Source organism: Sphingobacterium tenebrionis, from assembly GCF_037126265.1.
Classification (GTDB): domain Bacteria; phylum Bacteroidota; class Bacteroidia; order Sphingobacteriales; family Sphingobacteriaceae; genus Sphingobacterium; species Sphingobacterium tenebrionis.
Genome location: NZ_JAYLLN010000007.1, coordinates 23,017 through 35,883 on the forward strand (window position 1 = coordinate 23,017; position 12,867 = coordinate 35,883).

Annotated in this window: 12 protein-coding genes; 9 read left to right on the forward strand and 3 right to left on the reverse strand. The window is 40.9% G+C overall.

From position 1 onward, the window contains the following. The first annotated feature begins 95 nt into the window (after positions 1–95). The 6 genes from VJ786_RS04825 (at position 96) to VJ786_RS04850 (ending at position 7,592) form a co-directional block, all read left to right on the forward strand. Positions 96–314: a hypothetical protein gene (locus tag VJ786_RS04825; RefSeq protein ID WP_099367949.1), complete on the forward strand. Its 219-nt coding sequence runs from the start codon at positions 96–98 to the stop codon at positions 312–314. An 89-nt stretch (positions 315–403) separates the two neighbouring features. Further along, positions 404–1,633, forward strand: a complete 1,230-nt coding sequence (locus tag VJ786_RS04830; protein WP_099367948.1) for a carboxypeptidase-like regulatory domain-containing protein — start codon at positions 404–406, stop codon at positions 1,631–1,633. Between the two features lie 95 nt (positions 1,634–1,728). Further along, positions 1,729–2,526, forward strand: coding sequence for a sulfite exporter TauE/SafE family protein (locus tag VJ786_RS04835; RefSeq protein WP_336557360.1), 798 nt, complete (start codon positions 1,729–1,731; stop codon positions 2,524–2,526). Positions 2,527–2,611: 85 nt separating this feature from the next. After that, positions 2,612–4,393 carry a DUF4091 domain-containing protein gene (locus tag VJ786_RS04840; protein ID WP_336557361.1) on the forward strand — a complete coding sequence of 594 codons (1,782 nt, stop codon included), beginning with the start codon at positions 2,612–2,614 and terminating at the stop codon, positions 4,391–4,393. Between the two features lie 158 nt (positions 4,394–4,551). After that, on the forward strand, positions 4,552–5,277 hold the full coding sequence (locus VJ786_RS04845; protein ID WP_099367946.1) for a basic secretory protein-like protein: 726 nt from the start codon (positions 4,552–4,554) through the stop codon (positions 5,275–5,277). A gap of 11 nt (positions 5,278–5,288) precedes the next feature. Then, entirely contained in the window at positions 5,289–7,592 is a 2,304-nt protein-coding gene (locus VJ786_RS04850; RefSeq protein ID WP_336557362.1) for a GH92 family glycosyl hydrolase, read from the forward strand. A gap of 84 nt (positions 7,593–7,676) precedes the next feature. Here VJ786_RS04850 and VJ786_RS04855 read toward each other — a convergent pair whose 3' ends face one another. The 3 genes from VJ786_RS04855 to VJ786_RS04865 form a co-directional block, all read right to left on the reverse strand. After that, positions 7,677–7,856 (reverse strand): RagB/SusD family nutrient uptake outer membrane protein, encoded by a 180-nt coding sequence (locus VJ786_RS04855; RefSeq protein ID WP_099367944.1) that lies wholly within the window; start codon positions 7,854–7,856, stop codon positions 7,677–7,679. A 238-nt stretch (positions 7,857–8,094) separates the two neighbouring features. After that, on the reverse strand, positions 8,095–8,562 hold the full coding sequence (locus tag VJ786_RS04860; protein WP_099367943.1) for a hypothetical protein: 468 nt from the start codon (positions 8,560–8,562) through the stop codon (positions 8,095–8,097). Positions 8,563–8,616: 54 nt separating this feature from the next. After that, positions 8,617–9,417, reverse strand: a complete 801-nt coding sequence (locus VJ786_RS04865) for a hypothetical protein (protein ID WP_336557363.1) — start codon at positions 9,415–9,417, stop codon at positions 8,617–8,619. Positions 9,418–9,603: 186 nt separating this feature from the next. Here VJ786_RS04865 and VJ786_RS04870 point away from each other — a divergent pair, with 186 nt between their 5' ends. The 3 genes from VJ786_RS04870 (at position 9,604) to VJ786_RS04880 (ending at position 12,853) form a co-directional block, all read left to right on the forward strand. After that, positions 9,604–10,776 carry a purple acid phosphatase family protein gene (locus VJ786_RS04870; RefSeq protein WP_099367941.1) on the forward strand — a complete coding sequence of 391 codons (1,173 nt, stop codon included), beginning with the start codon at positions 9,604–9,606 and terminating at the stop codon, positions 10,774–10,776. Between the two features lie 295 nt (positions 10,777–11,071). Beyond that, positions 11,072–11,863: a phosphatase PAP2 family protein gene (locus tag VJ786_RS04875; RefSeq protein WP_099367940.1), complete on the forward strand. Its 792-nt coding sequence runs from the start codon at positions 11,072–11,074 to the stop codon at positions 11,861–11,863. A 36-nt stretch (positions 11,864–11,899) separates the two neighbouring features. Further along, positions 11,900–12,853 carry a Dyp-type peroxidase gene (locus VJ786_RS04880; RefSeq protein WP_099367939.1) on the forward strand — a complete coding sequence of 318 codons (954 nt, stop codon included), beginning with the start codon at positions 11,900–11,902 and terminating at the stop codon, positions 12,851–12,853. The last annotated feature ends 14 nt before the right edge of the window (positions 12,854–12,867 follow it).

The following is a 12,867-nucleotide window of genomic DNA, read 5'->3' on the forward strand; positions in this document are numbered from 1 at the left end:
AGACCCTAATGATCAAAATCGTTAGGGTTTTTTCAATTAAACAAAACCATATGGATTATTTAGTGTTCTAATATTAAGATCAATAGGAAAAAAATATGCATTTTAAAAAATCAACCTTAATTGGGCTATTTTCAGCCGCTGTACTGTTTGCTACTAGTTGTAATTCCAACCAGAAAACAGATGGTGAAGGTACGGATCTGACACCTGTTGAAGGAAATGATCCAACCCGCTATAATCTTAATGAACCCGATAAGGATTTGATAGAATTGGATTCCTCCAAAATGGATTCCACCATTATAGATTCTGCTCAGTAAAAATCATTCTTTTATATTTTTGTTAGTCAAGCCTGAAGGTGTCATGCCCATCAGGCTTTTTTATTTATATTTACGGAAAATTAGTAGATATGAACCGCTTTCTCCTGCTCCTCTTGCTTATTCTTCAATTACCTGCAGCAATGGGGCAGCACCGCTTGGTAGGAACGGTTATCCATGGCGATACCAAGAAGCCAATTGCCGGCGCTTCCGTTTATATCAATAACTCTTCCATTGGGACGAGCACCGATAAATCCGGTAATTTCAGTTTGCATCTCGCTCAGGCTTCTGTTTATGAATTGGCCGTATCGGCAATGGGTTATCATGCCACAACGGTTCAAGAGCAAGTTCCTCAAGAAGGGAAATTGGAAATCTCCATGAAAGAGCGAGCGACCCAGATTGAGGAAGTGGTGGTCACGAATTATGTCAAAGATGGATGGTCGAAGTGGGGGCGTTATTTTACAGAAACATTGGTTGGACTGGGATATTATGCCGATCAGACCAAGATCCTAAATCCCGAAGTGGTCCGGTTCAGGTACAATCAGAAAGAGAAAATCTTAACCGCTTCCTGTACAGCTCCTTTAATCATCCGGAATGAAGGCCTTGGGTATGAGATTGTCTACGAATTGGTTAGGTACAGCTCCAACTTTACGACCAAATTCTTTTCCTACGCCGGAAATTCCTTTTTCCGGGACATCGGGAAGGGTAAGAAAAAATATATCCAAGCACGAAGAGATGTGTATGATCTCTCTTTCAAAAAGTTCCTAAGAGAAACCTTAAAAGGCGATTGGGAGAAAGAAGGTTATGTGGTTCGAAAATCGGTACATAAGGAAAATGAGGTTAAAAAGCAGGCGGATGAAAAATTGAAAGCCATCAATAAGGAGGTTTTTGAGAAATACAATTTTAACTTTAACCTCTATTATGCTTCCCAAAAAGAAGTTTTGCCCAGCCATGTAGAAGCCTTACGGGCGCAATCCCGACAGCACGAATCCATTACCTACCTGATGGGGATCATGAAGCCCCATCAGATCATTTCAGGAAGGGATACCGCCTTGGGATTAGTCCAGATAGATTTTCCTGACTATCTCTATATCATCTATCCTGAACGCTTTGCCAAATCCAAAAATCCTATGCTAAAGAAAGCCGCTTCGCAGGTAACTGAAGTATTTCTTCCGAATAAAGAAGGGATATTGCTGGATGTCTATGGAGGGTATTTCCCAACCAACAATTTGGTGATGATAGGGTACGGGGTAGCATATGCCAAATTGGGCTTCTTATTACCCTATGATTATGAAGAGCCCGAAAAATCCCGTAATAAATAATCCAAGCCCAATTTCTATGGAAATCCATGGATTTATGCTTAGCTTTATTGGATAAAATCACGAAATAATTCGCATAGAACAGGCTGCCCATGGGGATGTTAATTATAGGATGTATATTGGCTATCAGCGTAGGGGTCACTCTCGGGATGATCGGAAGTGGGGGTACCATTCTTACCGTACCGATCCTGGTATACATCATGGGGGTAGACCCGGTATTAGCGACTACCTATTCCTTATTTGCCATAGGCATCACTTCTTTTATTGGCGGGACAAGAGGGATTATTAAAAAAGAAGCCGATATCAAAAAGGTGTTCAGCTTTGGGCTGCCATCCCTTATCGTTGTCTTCCTTACCCGATCCTTTATCCTTCCCTTGGTTCCAGAGGTTATACATATTGGTCCATATGCCATTCAACAGAATGTAGCTTTAATGATTGTGTTTTCCTTCGTGATGCTGGCATCATCGATCAGTATGATCCGGACAGCCCAAAAAGGAATCGAGACTCCTAAAGTAGCTCATGTGGTTCCTTTGGAAATCATTATTTTACAAGGTGCTTTTGTAGGGCTTATTACCGGATTGGTTGGAGCAGGAGGGGGATTCTTGATTATCCCTGCCTTGGTGAATTTTTACTTTTTACCCATGCGGAAGGCTGTAGCGACTTCCTTGATCATCATCACCATCAATTCCTTCTTCGGAGTCTTAGGGGATATCGAGAAATTTGCGGAATTTGATTGGAAATTATTGGGCTTTTATACCGCTGGAACCGTATTAGGAATTTTCATAGGCTTTGCCTTTGCCGATAAGGTATCCAATAAATCCCTAAAGATCAGCTTCGGCTATATGATCCTGTTGATCGGAGCTTACATCTTGGTCAGGGAAACCCTGTTGGCCTAGCATCCAATCAAAAATAGACAATCGTTTGCATGTAGCGTTTCAGAAAAGAAATCTGTATCTTGATGTACATCTAAAACCTAATCTTATGTTTCAAGCTAGAAATAAATGGATTACCCTGTTTTCCATAGCTGTTTTGAGCTGCCAGTTACAGCCTGCTTTAGCACAGCAGCGACCTGTTGTACCTGCCACTTTCCAGGAATTGCCTGATCCGACTTCGGATGTTCGTTCCGATTGGTCAGCCGTCAAATCTGGATTGCATTCTTCTTTTGTGAGTATAGATAAGCGTTATCCCAAATCGGTAGCTCCTCAAATTTCCGTAGATAAAGATCAAACGCTTATCGGATGGAAAGGCGAGCGTGTGTCGGCACAGGTTCTGATCTGGTCTGCCCATTCCCAAAAGGATTTAAAAGTAGAGGTGTCGGATTTTAAAGGCCAGAACAATTCCAGGATACCCTCCAACCAGTTTTCGGCAAGGTTCATACGTTATGTGATGACGGATGAATTTGCTTCAGGATGTGGCCATCGGAAACCGGAAGACTTCGCCTCCTCCCTTTCGCCTGATATGCTGGATAACCTCAGCAAAATGGATCTGGATGCAAAAACAGTAAGGCCCGTTTGGATTACGGTGAATATTCCGACCAACGCCAAGCCAGGGAAATATGAAGCAAGGGTAAGCGTTTCTTCAGCTAATCAGAAAACCCAGCAATTAAGCTTATCCCTGGAGGTCTTGAATGTACAGATGCCCAAGGTGGCGGATTGGACCTTCCACCTAGACCAATGGCAACATCCTTCTGCAGTGGCTAGGGTAGAAGGGCTTAAGGTGTGGAGCGATGAACATTTTGAAGCCATGAAACCTATTTATAAACCCTTGGCCGAAGCGGGACAAAAGGTGATTACGGCAACCCTGAATAAGGATCCTTGGAATGTGCAGACCTATGATCCTTATGAGGATATGATCCTGTGGACAAAACAAAAGGATGGCTCTTGGAGCTATGATTATCAGATTTTTGATCGTTGGGTGCAGTTTATGATGGATATGGGCGTGAATAAGATGATCAATTGCTATTCCATTATTCCTTGGAACAATGAGATTCACTATCAGGATCAATCTTCCGGTAAACTAGTCAATGTAGTTGCTAAGCCTGGAACGCCTATTTTCGAAGAATTATGGACACCTTTCTTAAAAGATTTTGTAAAACATCTTCAAGGTAAGGGCTGGTTGGAGCGAACCAATATTGCGATCGATGAACGCGAGCGTGCGCAAATGGATGCAGCCTTTAGCCTAATGAAAAGGGTCGCTCCAGAATTGGGGATTTCCTATGCCGATAACCAGAAAACCTATCAACGGTATCCGGATAGCGAGGATATCAGTATCGCAGTAGGACATCCCTCCTCCCTGGAGGACCTGATCGATCGTAGGAACAGAGGATTGAATTCCACTTTTTACATCTGTTGCTCGGATGCTTTTCCAAATCAATTTACCTTTTCAGATCCGGCAGAATCCACCTATTTGGGCTGGTATGCATTGGCCTCTGGATTTTATGGCCTCTTAAGATGGGCCTATAATTCTTGGGTCGAAAACCCTTTGCAGGATTCCAGGTTCCGGACCTGGCCGGCTGGAGATACCTATATCATCTACCCGAAGGGCCGAAGTTCGATCCGTTTTGAGCGGATGCTGGAAGGGATCCAGGATTATGAAAAAGTATTGCTGCTTCAACAAGCCTTACAAAAGAAGGGCGATCATGAAGCCATGGAAGCCTTGGCAAATGCTATCGCCAAACTGAATAATCCAAAGCGATTTGAGGGATGGAATTCCGACCTGAATAAAGCCAAATCATTGCTGAACGAGCTGTCGAGAAAGCTTTAAATACCAATAGACCGTAAATAAATAGGGAAAGGCCAAGGGTCTTTCCCTATTTTGTTTTTAGGATAATTTTAATATATTTGAGAATACAATTAACGTTTTAGTAGCTTTAAAACGAGCTTTTCTTACGATATAAACCCTAATCAACACCTAAAAACAATATGAAAATAACGACAACATTTAGCAAGATTTTGATCTTGGGATTACTTTGTGGAGTATCCAGTTTGCCTTTGAAAGCACAGAACTGGCATCGTACCGATGAAGATCGTGCAGTGGCAGTTGAGGTGGATACCCTGAAGAAAAAGGGATTTACCTTAATTTGGATCAATAAGGAAAAGAATTTTGATCCAGCCTTGAAAAAACAACTGATTGACACCTATTTTACCAATTATCCGAAATTGGCCAAAACATTTAACAAGAATACACGCAAAGAAGTTACTTTTATTATTGATCCGGACTACAAAGGGGTGGCGGCTACGGCAGGAGGGATTGTTCGCTATAGTCCAGGTTGGTTTGCCAAGAATCCGAAGGATATCGACGTCGTAACCCATGAAGTGATGCATATTGTGCAGGCTTATCCAAATAATGCCGGGCCGTGGTGGATAACCGAAGGTATTGCCGACTACGTGCGCTTTAAATATGGTGTTGCCAATGAGGAAGGGAATTGGCGGTTGCCGGAATATAACCCAAAGCACAAATACACCGATTCCTACCGAATCACGGCACGTTTTTTTAATTGGATTGAAACGAAAGTAAAAAAGAACACCATGAAAAACCTTGATTTGGCAATGCGCTCAAAAAGTTATACTCCAGATTTTTGGGTAAAACAGACAGGTAAGACCATTGATCAATTATGGGAGGCATATGCTGCTAATCCTGCTATTTAAAGCAATTTATTATGAACATACACAGAAGAATATCGAGATTTCTATTTGCCGTGCTGATGCTACCTGCTTTTTCTTCCGCCCAGGAAGCGAATTTAGGTCAATATGTGAAGCCTTTGATCGGGACAGCAAAGATGGGGCATACTTTCCCCGGCGCCACGGTGCCCTTTGGGGCGGTTCAATTGAGCCCAGATACCGATACCATTCCTTACTCCGTCGACGGCAAATATACGGGAGATGTCTACCGTTATTGTGCAGGTTATCAGTACGATGACCCTACAATCGTTGGCTTTAGCCATACCCATTTCAGTGGCACCGGACATTCGGATCTGGGGGATATCCTGGTGATGCCGAGCCAAGGTAAGGTTTTGCTGAACCCTGGTACGGCCGATAGACCTCAGGATGGATACCGCTCGCCATACAGCCACGACAATGAAGTGGCGGAAACCAACTATTATAAAGTACGCTTGGATAAACATAATATTTTGGCCGAGTTGACAACGAGTACCAGGGTAGGCATGCATCGTTATACTTTCCCTTCCAATAAGCAATCCCATCTGGTATTGGATCTTACATCCGGAATCTACAATTACGATGGGAAAAACGTGTGGACAGTCGTTCGGGTATTGAACGATTCAACCATCACCGGTTTTCGCCAAACCAACGGATGGGCAAGAACGAGGACCGTTTATTTCGCGATAAAAACTTCGAAGGCTTTTAAGAACTATGGTGCCAAATATTTTGATAGCAACGTGCAGTACAAAGGCTTTTGGCGTAAATTCAATCAACAGGATAATTTCCCTGATCTAGCTGCCCATAACATCAAAATGCATTTGGATTTTGATACCGAAGCAGGCGAGCAGATCATGATGAAAGTGGCTCTGAGCCCCGTAAGCATGAAGAATGCATTGACCAATATGGAATTGGAAACCCCAAACTGGAACTTTGACCAAGTAGTAACGAAAGGAAAGCAGGCCTGGGAAGCGGAATTGGGGAAATTCAAGGTGGATATGTTGAATAAGGAAGATCTGATCAATTTCTACACCTCGGTTTATCATGCTAACCTGATGCCTACGGTTTATATGGACAGTAATGGTGAGTACAAAGGGTTGGATCAAGAAATCCATAAGGCAGAAGGATTTGTAAACTACACTTCTTTCTCGCTTTGGGATACTTTTAGGGCTTTCCATCCTTGGTTGAATTTAGTGGATCCAAAAAGGAATGCAGACATCGTTTCATCGATGATGGCACATTATGATCAATCGGTGCTGAAGATGCTTCCGATCTGGTCGCATTATGCCAATGATAACTGGTGTATGAGTGGCTATCATTCGGTTTCTGTGATCGTGGATGCCATCATGAAAGGTGTTTACCAAGGCGATGCAGAAGCTGCTTTGGCTGCTTGCGTACAGACTGCGAAGGCCAGAAGGTATGAAGGAATCGGTGAATATATGGATCTGGGCTATGTTCCGGATGATGTAAATGGGACATCGGTTTCCAATACCCTGGAATATGCCTATGATGATTGGTGTATCGCGCAGTTGGCGAAGAAATTAGGAAAAGCGGATATTGAAGCCGAATTTTCTAAACGAGCAGAAAATTGGAAGAACCTATACGATAAGCGGATTGGATTTATGCGTCCAAAGGATAGTAAGGGGAATTTCAGGGAGAAATTCGATGTACTGGAGACCCATGGTCAAGGCTTCATCGAGGGGAATACATGGAATTATTCGCTGTATGTGCCCCATCAGCCAAAGGAAATGATGGAGGTTATGGGCGGACAGAAACGTTTTGAAACCTATCTTGATTCCTTGTTTACTATGCACCTTCCAGATAAGTACTTTGAGCATACCGAGGATATTACTCGAGAAGGCATCATCGGAAATTACGTGCATGGAAATGAACCTTCGCACCATGTAGCCTACCTTTATAATATCACCAAAAGCCCTTGGAAAACGCAAGAACGTGTAAGGCAGATTATTCGAAATCAGTACCATAATGGAGCTGCAGGATTGGGTGGAAATGACGATTGTGGACAGATGAGTGCTTGGTATCTGTTTACTTCCTTAGGTTTTTATCCGGTATCTCCAGGTTCAACAGCTTACTGGATCGGTAGTCCATTGGTGAAATCAGCCGAAGTAAAATTATCCGATGGAAAAGTTTTGAAAGTCCTGGCCAAGAACCAGTCGGAGAAGAATGTATATGTGCAGAAAGTCCTGTGGAATGGTACAGAGATTAAGGATTTCTTGATCAACCATGAGGATATCATAAAAGGAGGAGAGCTCAGCTTTTTGATGGGATCTAAACCTAAAAAATAAAAAATATTCCAAAGAAGAAGCCGTATCGGTTTTCCACGATACGGCTTCCCATTTACTTAACAAAAATATTTTACCCGAATATTTTTATTTAGCTTTTTCCCAACCTGGATTCTGTTCCAGGTTTTTATTTAATACCAAATCCTCGATAGGGATAGGGAAGAAGTACATTCTTTCGTTGAAAGTTCTTCCATTTGAGGAAAACAGAACAATTTTCCAATTTAGCCTATTTGGTTTAATTGGTTTTCTGAATCGTAAATTGTTCATTGTTGGTGTTTGATTACAATAATTTTTTTGGATGAAAATTTAGAATTTGCTTTAGTGCTATAATTTGCATCCAATGTAGACGATAAGAATTGTTTAATCAAACGAAATCAACGGAAACGATTGCATTAATGAGTTATAATTATTTCATATAAAGAATAAAATGTGTTTATAACAGGAGATTGTGGATTAAAAATAGTTAATTTTTAAAAATTAATATTTAGAGGATATAATTTGTTTTTTAATTATTTTTAAATTTTGGTACAATTTTGATGATGTAGGATCTCATTTCTTCTTCTGTCACATCGACCTCTGCAATGGAAATAGGGATTATTCCATTTTTTGCTTTAACAAACGTGTCCCTGACAAAGAAATTCTTCATTCTTGCGGCATATTTGTCGGGATCACTTACTAAAATCTCCATATAATTTTTGTTCAAGAAGATATCCGCAATATCTTCTGAATGGATAAATCCGGCTGCTTTTGCAATCGGTGTGGTCTGTGCCTCAATCCCTTCGGTGGAAATGCGAATAGCTGTTTCATCGGGATTCTTGGGTGCCAACTTTAATTTTAACCAACCCCCAATACCCAACAAACTGACAAATATAGATACCACACGACCAACGAGCCACACCCTGGTTTCAATGAACCAGATGAAGATCACCATGGCAATTCCGAGAACCCCTAACAGTAGGAACATATTTGCCATTTTGTTCTGCCCCCCTTTTCCGTATTTTATTTCTATTGTATCTATAGTTTTTATTTATAAATCGTTCTTCAATGCAAATGCAAATTCTTTTATGTTTTTTTCTGGCCAAGGAGAATACCAATGGTAGGCCTTTCCTGCCTGGATAAGATCGATTTGTCTTATACTCACCAGATGCTGATCTACGATCAATGCCAAAACGGTCTTGGGATCCTCCGATTTTAACTGGTCGATCTTTTTGATGTCTCCATCGGCCAATTGAAAGGATATACCAAAGGAATAGGGCGCCACTTCAACAAATTCGACTTGCGATAGGTGATGAGCCGGTAGCAAAGGCTCAGGATTGAATTTGCTGTTCTGTGGCATCTGGCTATCATATACTTCAACATGATAAACGCCATTTGGTTTTTCTATGGTGAAAAAGGCAAATGGATTTGCCTGATCAGGCTTTCCAATTTCCTTAACTCCGGATATTAATCGTTGGGCATCCAGATATCGTTCATCATACATGATTTCCAATTCATACTCGAATAATTCATATTTTTTGGAATGTTTGGACATGATTTCCTCTGAAGTCTGATGCTGCATTTTGCTGATTTCCTTTTCAGAAAAGATCGATTCAAATTTATTGATCAATAAACTATCCATAGAGGGTTTGAAGAATTTTTCCTCGTAAGCCTGTAAATCCTGTTGGTTTATGCTTTTGTATTTTTCCTTAAGTGCAGTAGGATTGATGTCCTTGACCGCTTGTTGGAATTGTTCCAAGACACCAAGTTTTTGCAAAATGGCCTTTGTATTCACTTCGTCCTGTGAAGCAGCATCACAACCAAACAAGCTTAAAAAAATAAGGAGGATCATAGGGTTTTTCATAATTTCTTGATTCAAAGACTTTATTTTTCCACTTCTAAGATAGCGTTTGCCATTTAAAAATATTGTCCTTCTCCTCTTTCTGCCTTGTTGAATTATATAATTTGGCTATGAAAATCCTATTAGTCTTCTTAAATTGCTTATGTTTTAAAAACATTTATCCTAAACCCTAAAAAAATGAAGTTTAATCTCCATTTCCTATGTTTTGTTTTTCTGATCCTACTGGCGAATTCCAGTTTCGCCCAAGAGAAGATAAAGATCAGTCATATGCCGTACATCCAAGCACTCACGGATTCTACGGTATCCATTATCTGGACCAGTAATAAGGATGCCATCGGATGGGTAGAGCTTGCTCCGAATGATGGTTCGCATTTTTATCAGCAGGAGAGACCGAAATTTTTTGCCGGTAAATATGGTTTCAAACATGTTGGGTCGGTTCACCAAGTAAATCTCAAAGCTCTGACCCCAGGTACTACCTATCGGTATAGGGTGTATAACCAGGAGGTTTTGAAACACGAAGGTACCAAAGTGCAATATGGTGATGTAGTGGCTACCAATGTTTATCGGCAGAAGCCCTTGACATTTTCTACGCCAAGCCCTAAATCTTCAGTTTCTTTTGCTGTGATCAATGATATTCATGGTAAAAATGAGCTGTTGAAAAACCTGATCAATCAGGTCGATTTAAAGCAAACGGACTTTGTGGTTTTCAATGGAGATATGTTAGATAACATGTTAAGTGAAGAACAGATGTTTGGCGGATTTATGGACACCGCTATCCGGTTATTTGCCAGTGAAAAGCCCATGTATTATTCCCGTGGGAACCATGAAACAAGGGGTCCTTTTGCCGTAGCATATCCTAAATATTTCCCTACGAATTCGGGCGAATTATATTATCAGTTCAACCAAGGGCCAGCAGCTTTTATCGTATTGGACTGTGGGGAAGACAAACCGGATAGTGATATCGAATACAGCGGAATAGTGGATATGGATGCTTATCGGACGGAACAAGCCAAGTGGTTGGCCAAGGCGGTTGAAAATCCATCATTCAAAAATGCCAAGTATAAAATAATCATTTGCCACATGCCTGCAACAGGAGGGTGGCATGGCATGGAAGATTTAAGGGATAAATTCCTGCCTATATTAAATAAAGCGGGCGCTCAGATCATGTTGAGTGGCCACTTGCATACCCATCGGATTCAAAAACCAGATCAATACGCTAATTTTCCTATTTTGATCAATTCAAATGTGCATGTGATCAAGGCGCAAATGGACGAGAAGGAGGGTAGATTCCGTGTTTACGATCAGAGCGGAAAATTTATCGAAGAATTAAAGATCAATCCCTTGAATTGATCGTATAAAGAACAAACAGGAGGCTGTATCAAAAAAAAGATACGGCCTTTTTTTTGTCCAATTAGGTTCTTGGTCGAAGTGAGGTGTAAGTGACATGTAAGTGAGTTGTAAGTGTATAAAGGCACTTACAACTCACTTACATAGTACTTGCATAGTACTTACACAGTGGGGGCAAAGAACCAAGAAAGCGCATTTAGCTACCAACTTTTTTAAATATTTAGCATGTAAAGACATACGTTTTATGTTAAATGATATTATATTTGATTTATAGTTTAATTAGTCGTGTTTAATAAATATGAATAGGCTGTTAAAGAAATCTTCTATTATCATTAAGCAAGCTTTTATAGCTTTAGGATTATGTTGTATCGATTTGCCTGTTGCAGTCGCTCAAATAGATTCTTTATCTGAAAACTATTCCCAACCAAGGTATGGATTTCATCATAAGGTATTCCGAATTGAATATGTAGCTCCAACCGTTTTTATGACCTATGGACTGATGTCCATTAAGAATCCCGTTGTTAGATCGCAAGTGATGAATATAAAGTTGGAACTTCAAAGGAATCATCCTAAAAAGTTTCCCGTGGATGACTATTCACAATATATGGCGACTGCCGCTTTTTTGGGTTTAGAATATGCAGGTATCCCGGCAAAACATAATCTTAAACAGCGATTGTTCACAGGGTCTGTTTCACATATTATTATGGGTTCCGTGGTTAACTTAATGAAACAGACCATGCCGGTCATGCGGCCCGATGGTTCCGCACAGAATTCTTTTCCCTCTGGCCATACGGCAACTGCATTTGTAGGGGCAGAATTGTTGTGGCAGGAATACCATGATCGTTCGCTATGGTATGGCGTGGCAGGTTATGCAGTAGCTGCAGGAACCGGATTTTTTAGAATGTACAATAATAAACACTGGTTGAGTGATGTGGCCATGGGAGCGGGAATTGGTATCATGAGTACGAAGATAGCCTATTGGATGCTACCCATGTTAGATAAGCAAAAACGGATAATTCCAGGAAATTACTTATTAGTTCCAACCTATGATGGAAAACATTCGGGCATTTCCCTATTGGTAAACCTCTAAAAATTTTTGTACATTCCATCATAATTTTCACTAATTATGATACAAAAATCACAAGCTATTAAAAATAATGCCCAGAATGTCACAGACTATCCTAACAATAACACCTTCTTCCTTACTTGGGTATTCAAAACTGATGTAGAAAAATCTCATATAATCGATGGATTCAAGCGGATCTGTGCCTTGGTTATCAATCTGAATCATTCTTCCCAGAATAGGTTTCCAGATCGCAAAGCAAGTTGCGTCATGGGAATAGGATATGATGCCTGGAAGTATTTGAACCTACCGAATCCCTTACCCAAAGAGCTGAAAACTTTCCAAGAAATTAAGGGAAATAAGCATACCGCTGTTGCCACAGGCGGAGATATTCAATTTCATATCCGTTCGGATGAAAAGAGCTATGCCTATGATATGGCGGCAGAGATTTCCAGTTTTATGGCACCCATTGCAGATTGTACTGTGGAAGTCCAGGGATTTCGATATTGGGACAGCCGATCGATCTTGGGTTTTGTGGATGGTACGGAGAATCCACATGGTGATGCAAGGGAATATTTTGCTGTTATTGATGAACAAGATCCGACCTGCAAGGGTGGGAGCTACCTTTTTGTTCAGAAATATATCCATAACCTAAAAGCCTGGAATGATCTTCCAATCCATGATCAGGAAAAGGTAATTGGACGTTCAAAGGCCAATGATATCGAAATGACCGATGCTGAAAAACCGAAGAATTCCCATAGTGCATTGGCAAATGTTGGGGATGATCTGAAAGTGGTTCGGGATAATATGCCTTTTGGGAATGTCGCAAGCAATGAAATGGGAACCTTCTTTATCTGTTATGCAAGCACCTTCAGTACGGTGGAGAAAATGTTGAACCAGATGTTCATTGGAAACCCAGCAGGAAATTATGACCGGATATTGGATTTTAGTACAGCTGTAACCGGTGCTCTGTTCTTTGTTCCATCGATGGATATGTTGGATAAATTCTCCGGATAAGTTAACTTGCATTC

Bases quoted from the DNA above. Each gene is read 5' to 3' on its own strand.
- VJ786_RS04850 (WP_336557362.1), top strand. From the start codon at position 5,289: ATGAACATACACAGAAGAATATCGAGATTTCTATTTGCCGTGCTGATG.
- VJ786_RS04855 (WP_099367944.1), bottom strand. From the start codon at position 7,856: ATGAACAATTTACGATTCAGAAAACCAATTAAACCAAATAGGCTAAAT.
- VJ786_RS04830 (WP_099367948.1), top strand. From the start codon at position 404: ATGAACCGCTTTCTCCTGCTCCTCTTGCTTATTCTTCAATTACCTGCA.
- VJ786_RS04875 (WP_099367940.1), top strand. From the start codon at position 11,072: ATGAATAGGCTGTTAAAGAAATCTTCTATTATCATTAAGCAAGCTTTT.
- VJ786_RS04845 (WP_099367946.1), top strand. From the start codon at position 4,552: ATGAAAATAACGACAACATTTAGCAAGATTTTGATCTTGGGATTACTT.
- VJ786_RS04840 (WP_336557361.1), top strand. From the start codon at position 2,612: ATGTTTCAAGCTAGAAATAAATGGATTACCCTGTTTTCCATAGCTGTT.
- VJ786_RS04865 (WP_336557363.1), bottom strand. From the start codon at position 9,417: ATGATCCTCCTTATTTTTTTAAGCTTGTTTGGTTGTGATGCTGCTTCA.
- VJ786_RS04860 (WP_099367943.1), bottom strand. From the start codon at position 8,562: ATGGCAAATATGTTCCTACTGTTAGGGGTTCTCGGAATTGCCATGGTG.
- VJ786_RS04825 (WP_099367949.1), top strand. From the start codon at position 96: ATGCATTTTAAAAAATCAACCTTAATTGGGCTATTTTCAGCCGCTGTA.
- VJ786_RS04835 (WP_336557360.1), top strand. From the start codon at position 1,729: ATGTTAATTATAGGATGTATATTGGCTATCAGCGTAGGGGTCACTCTC.
- VJ786_RS04870 (WP_099367941.1), top strand. From the start codon at position 9,604: ATGAAGTTTAATCTCCATTTCCTATGTTTTGTTTTTCTGATCCTACTG.
- VJ786_RS04880 (WP_099367939.1), top strand. From the start codon at position 11,900: ATGATACAAAAATCACAAGCTATTAAAAATAATGCCCAGAATGTCACA.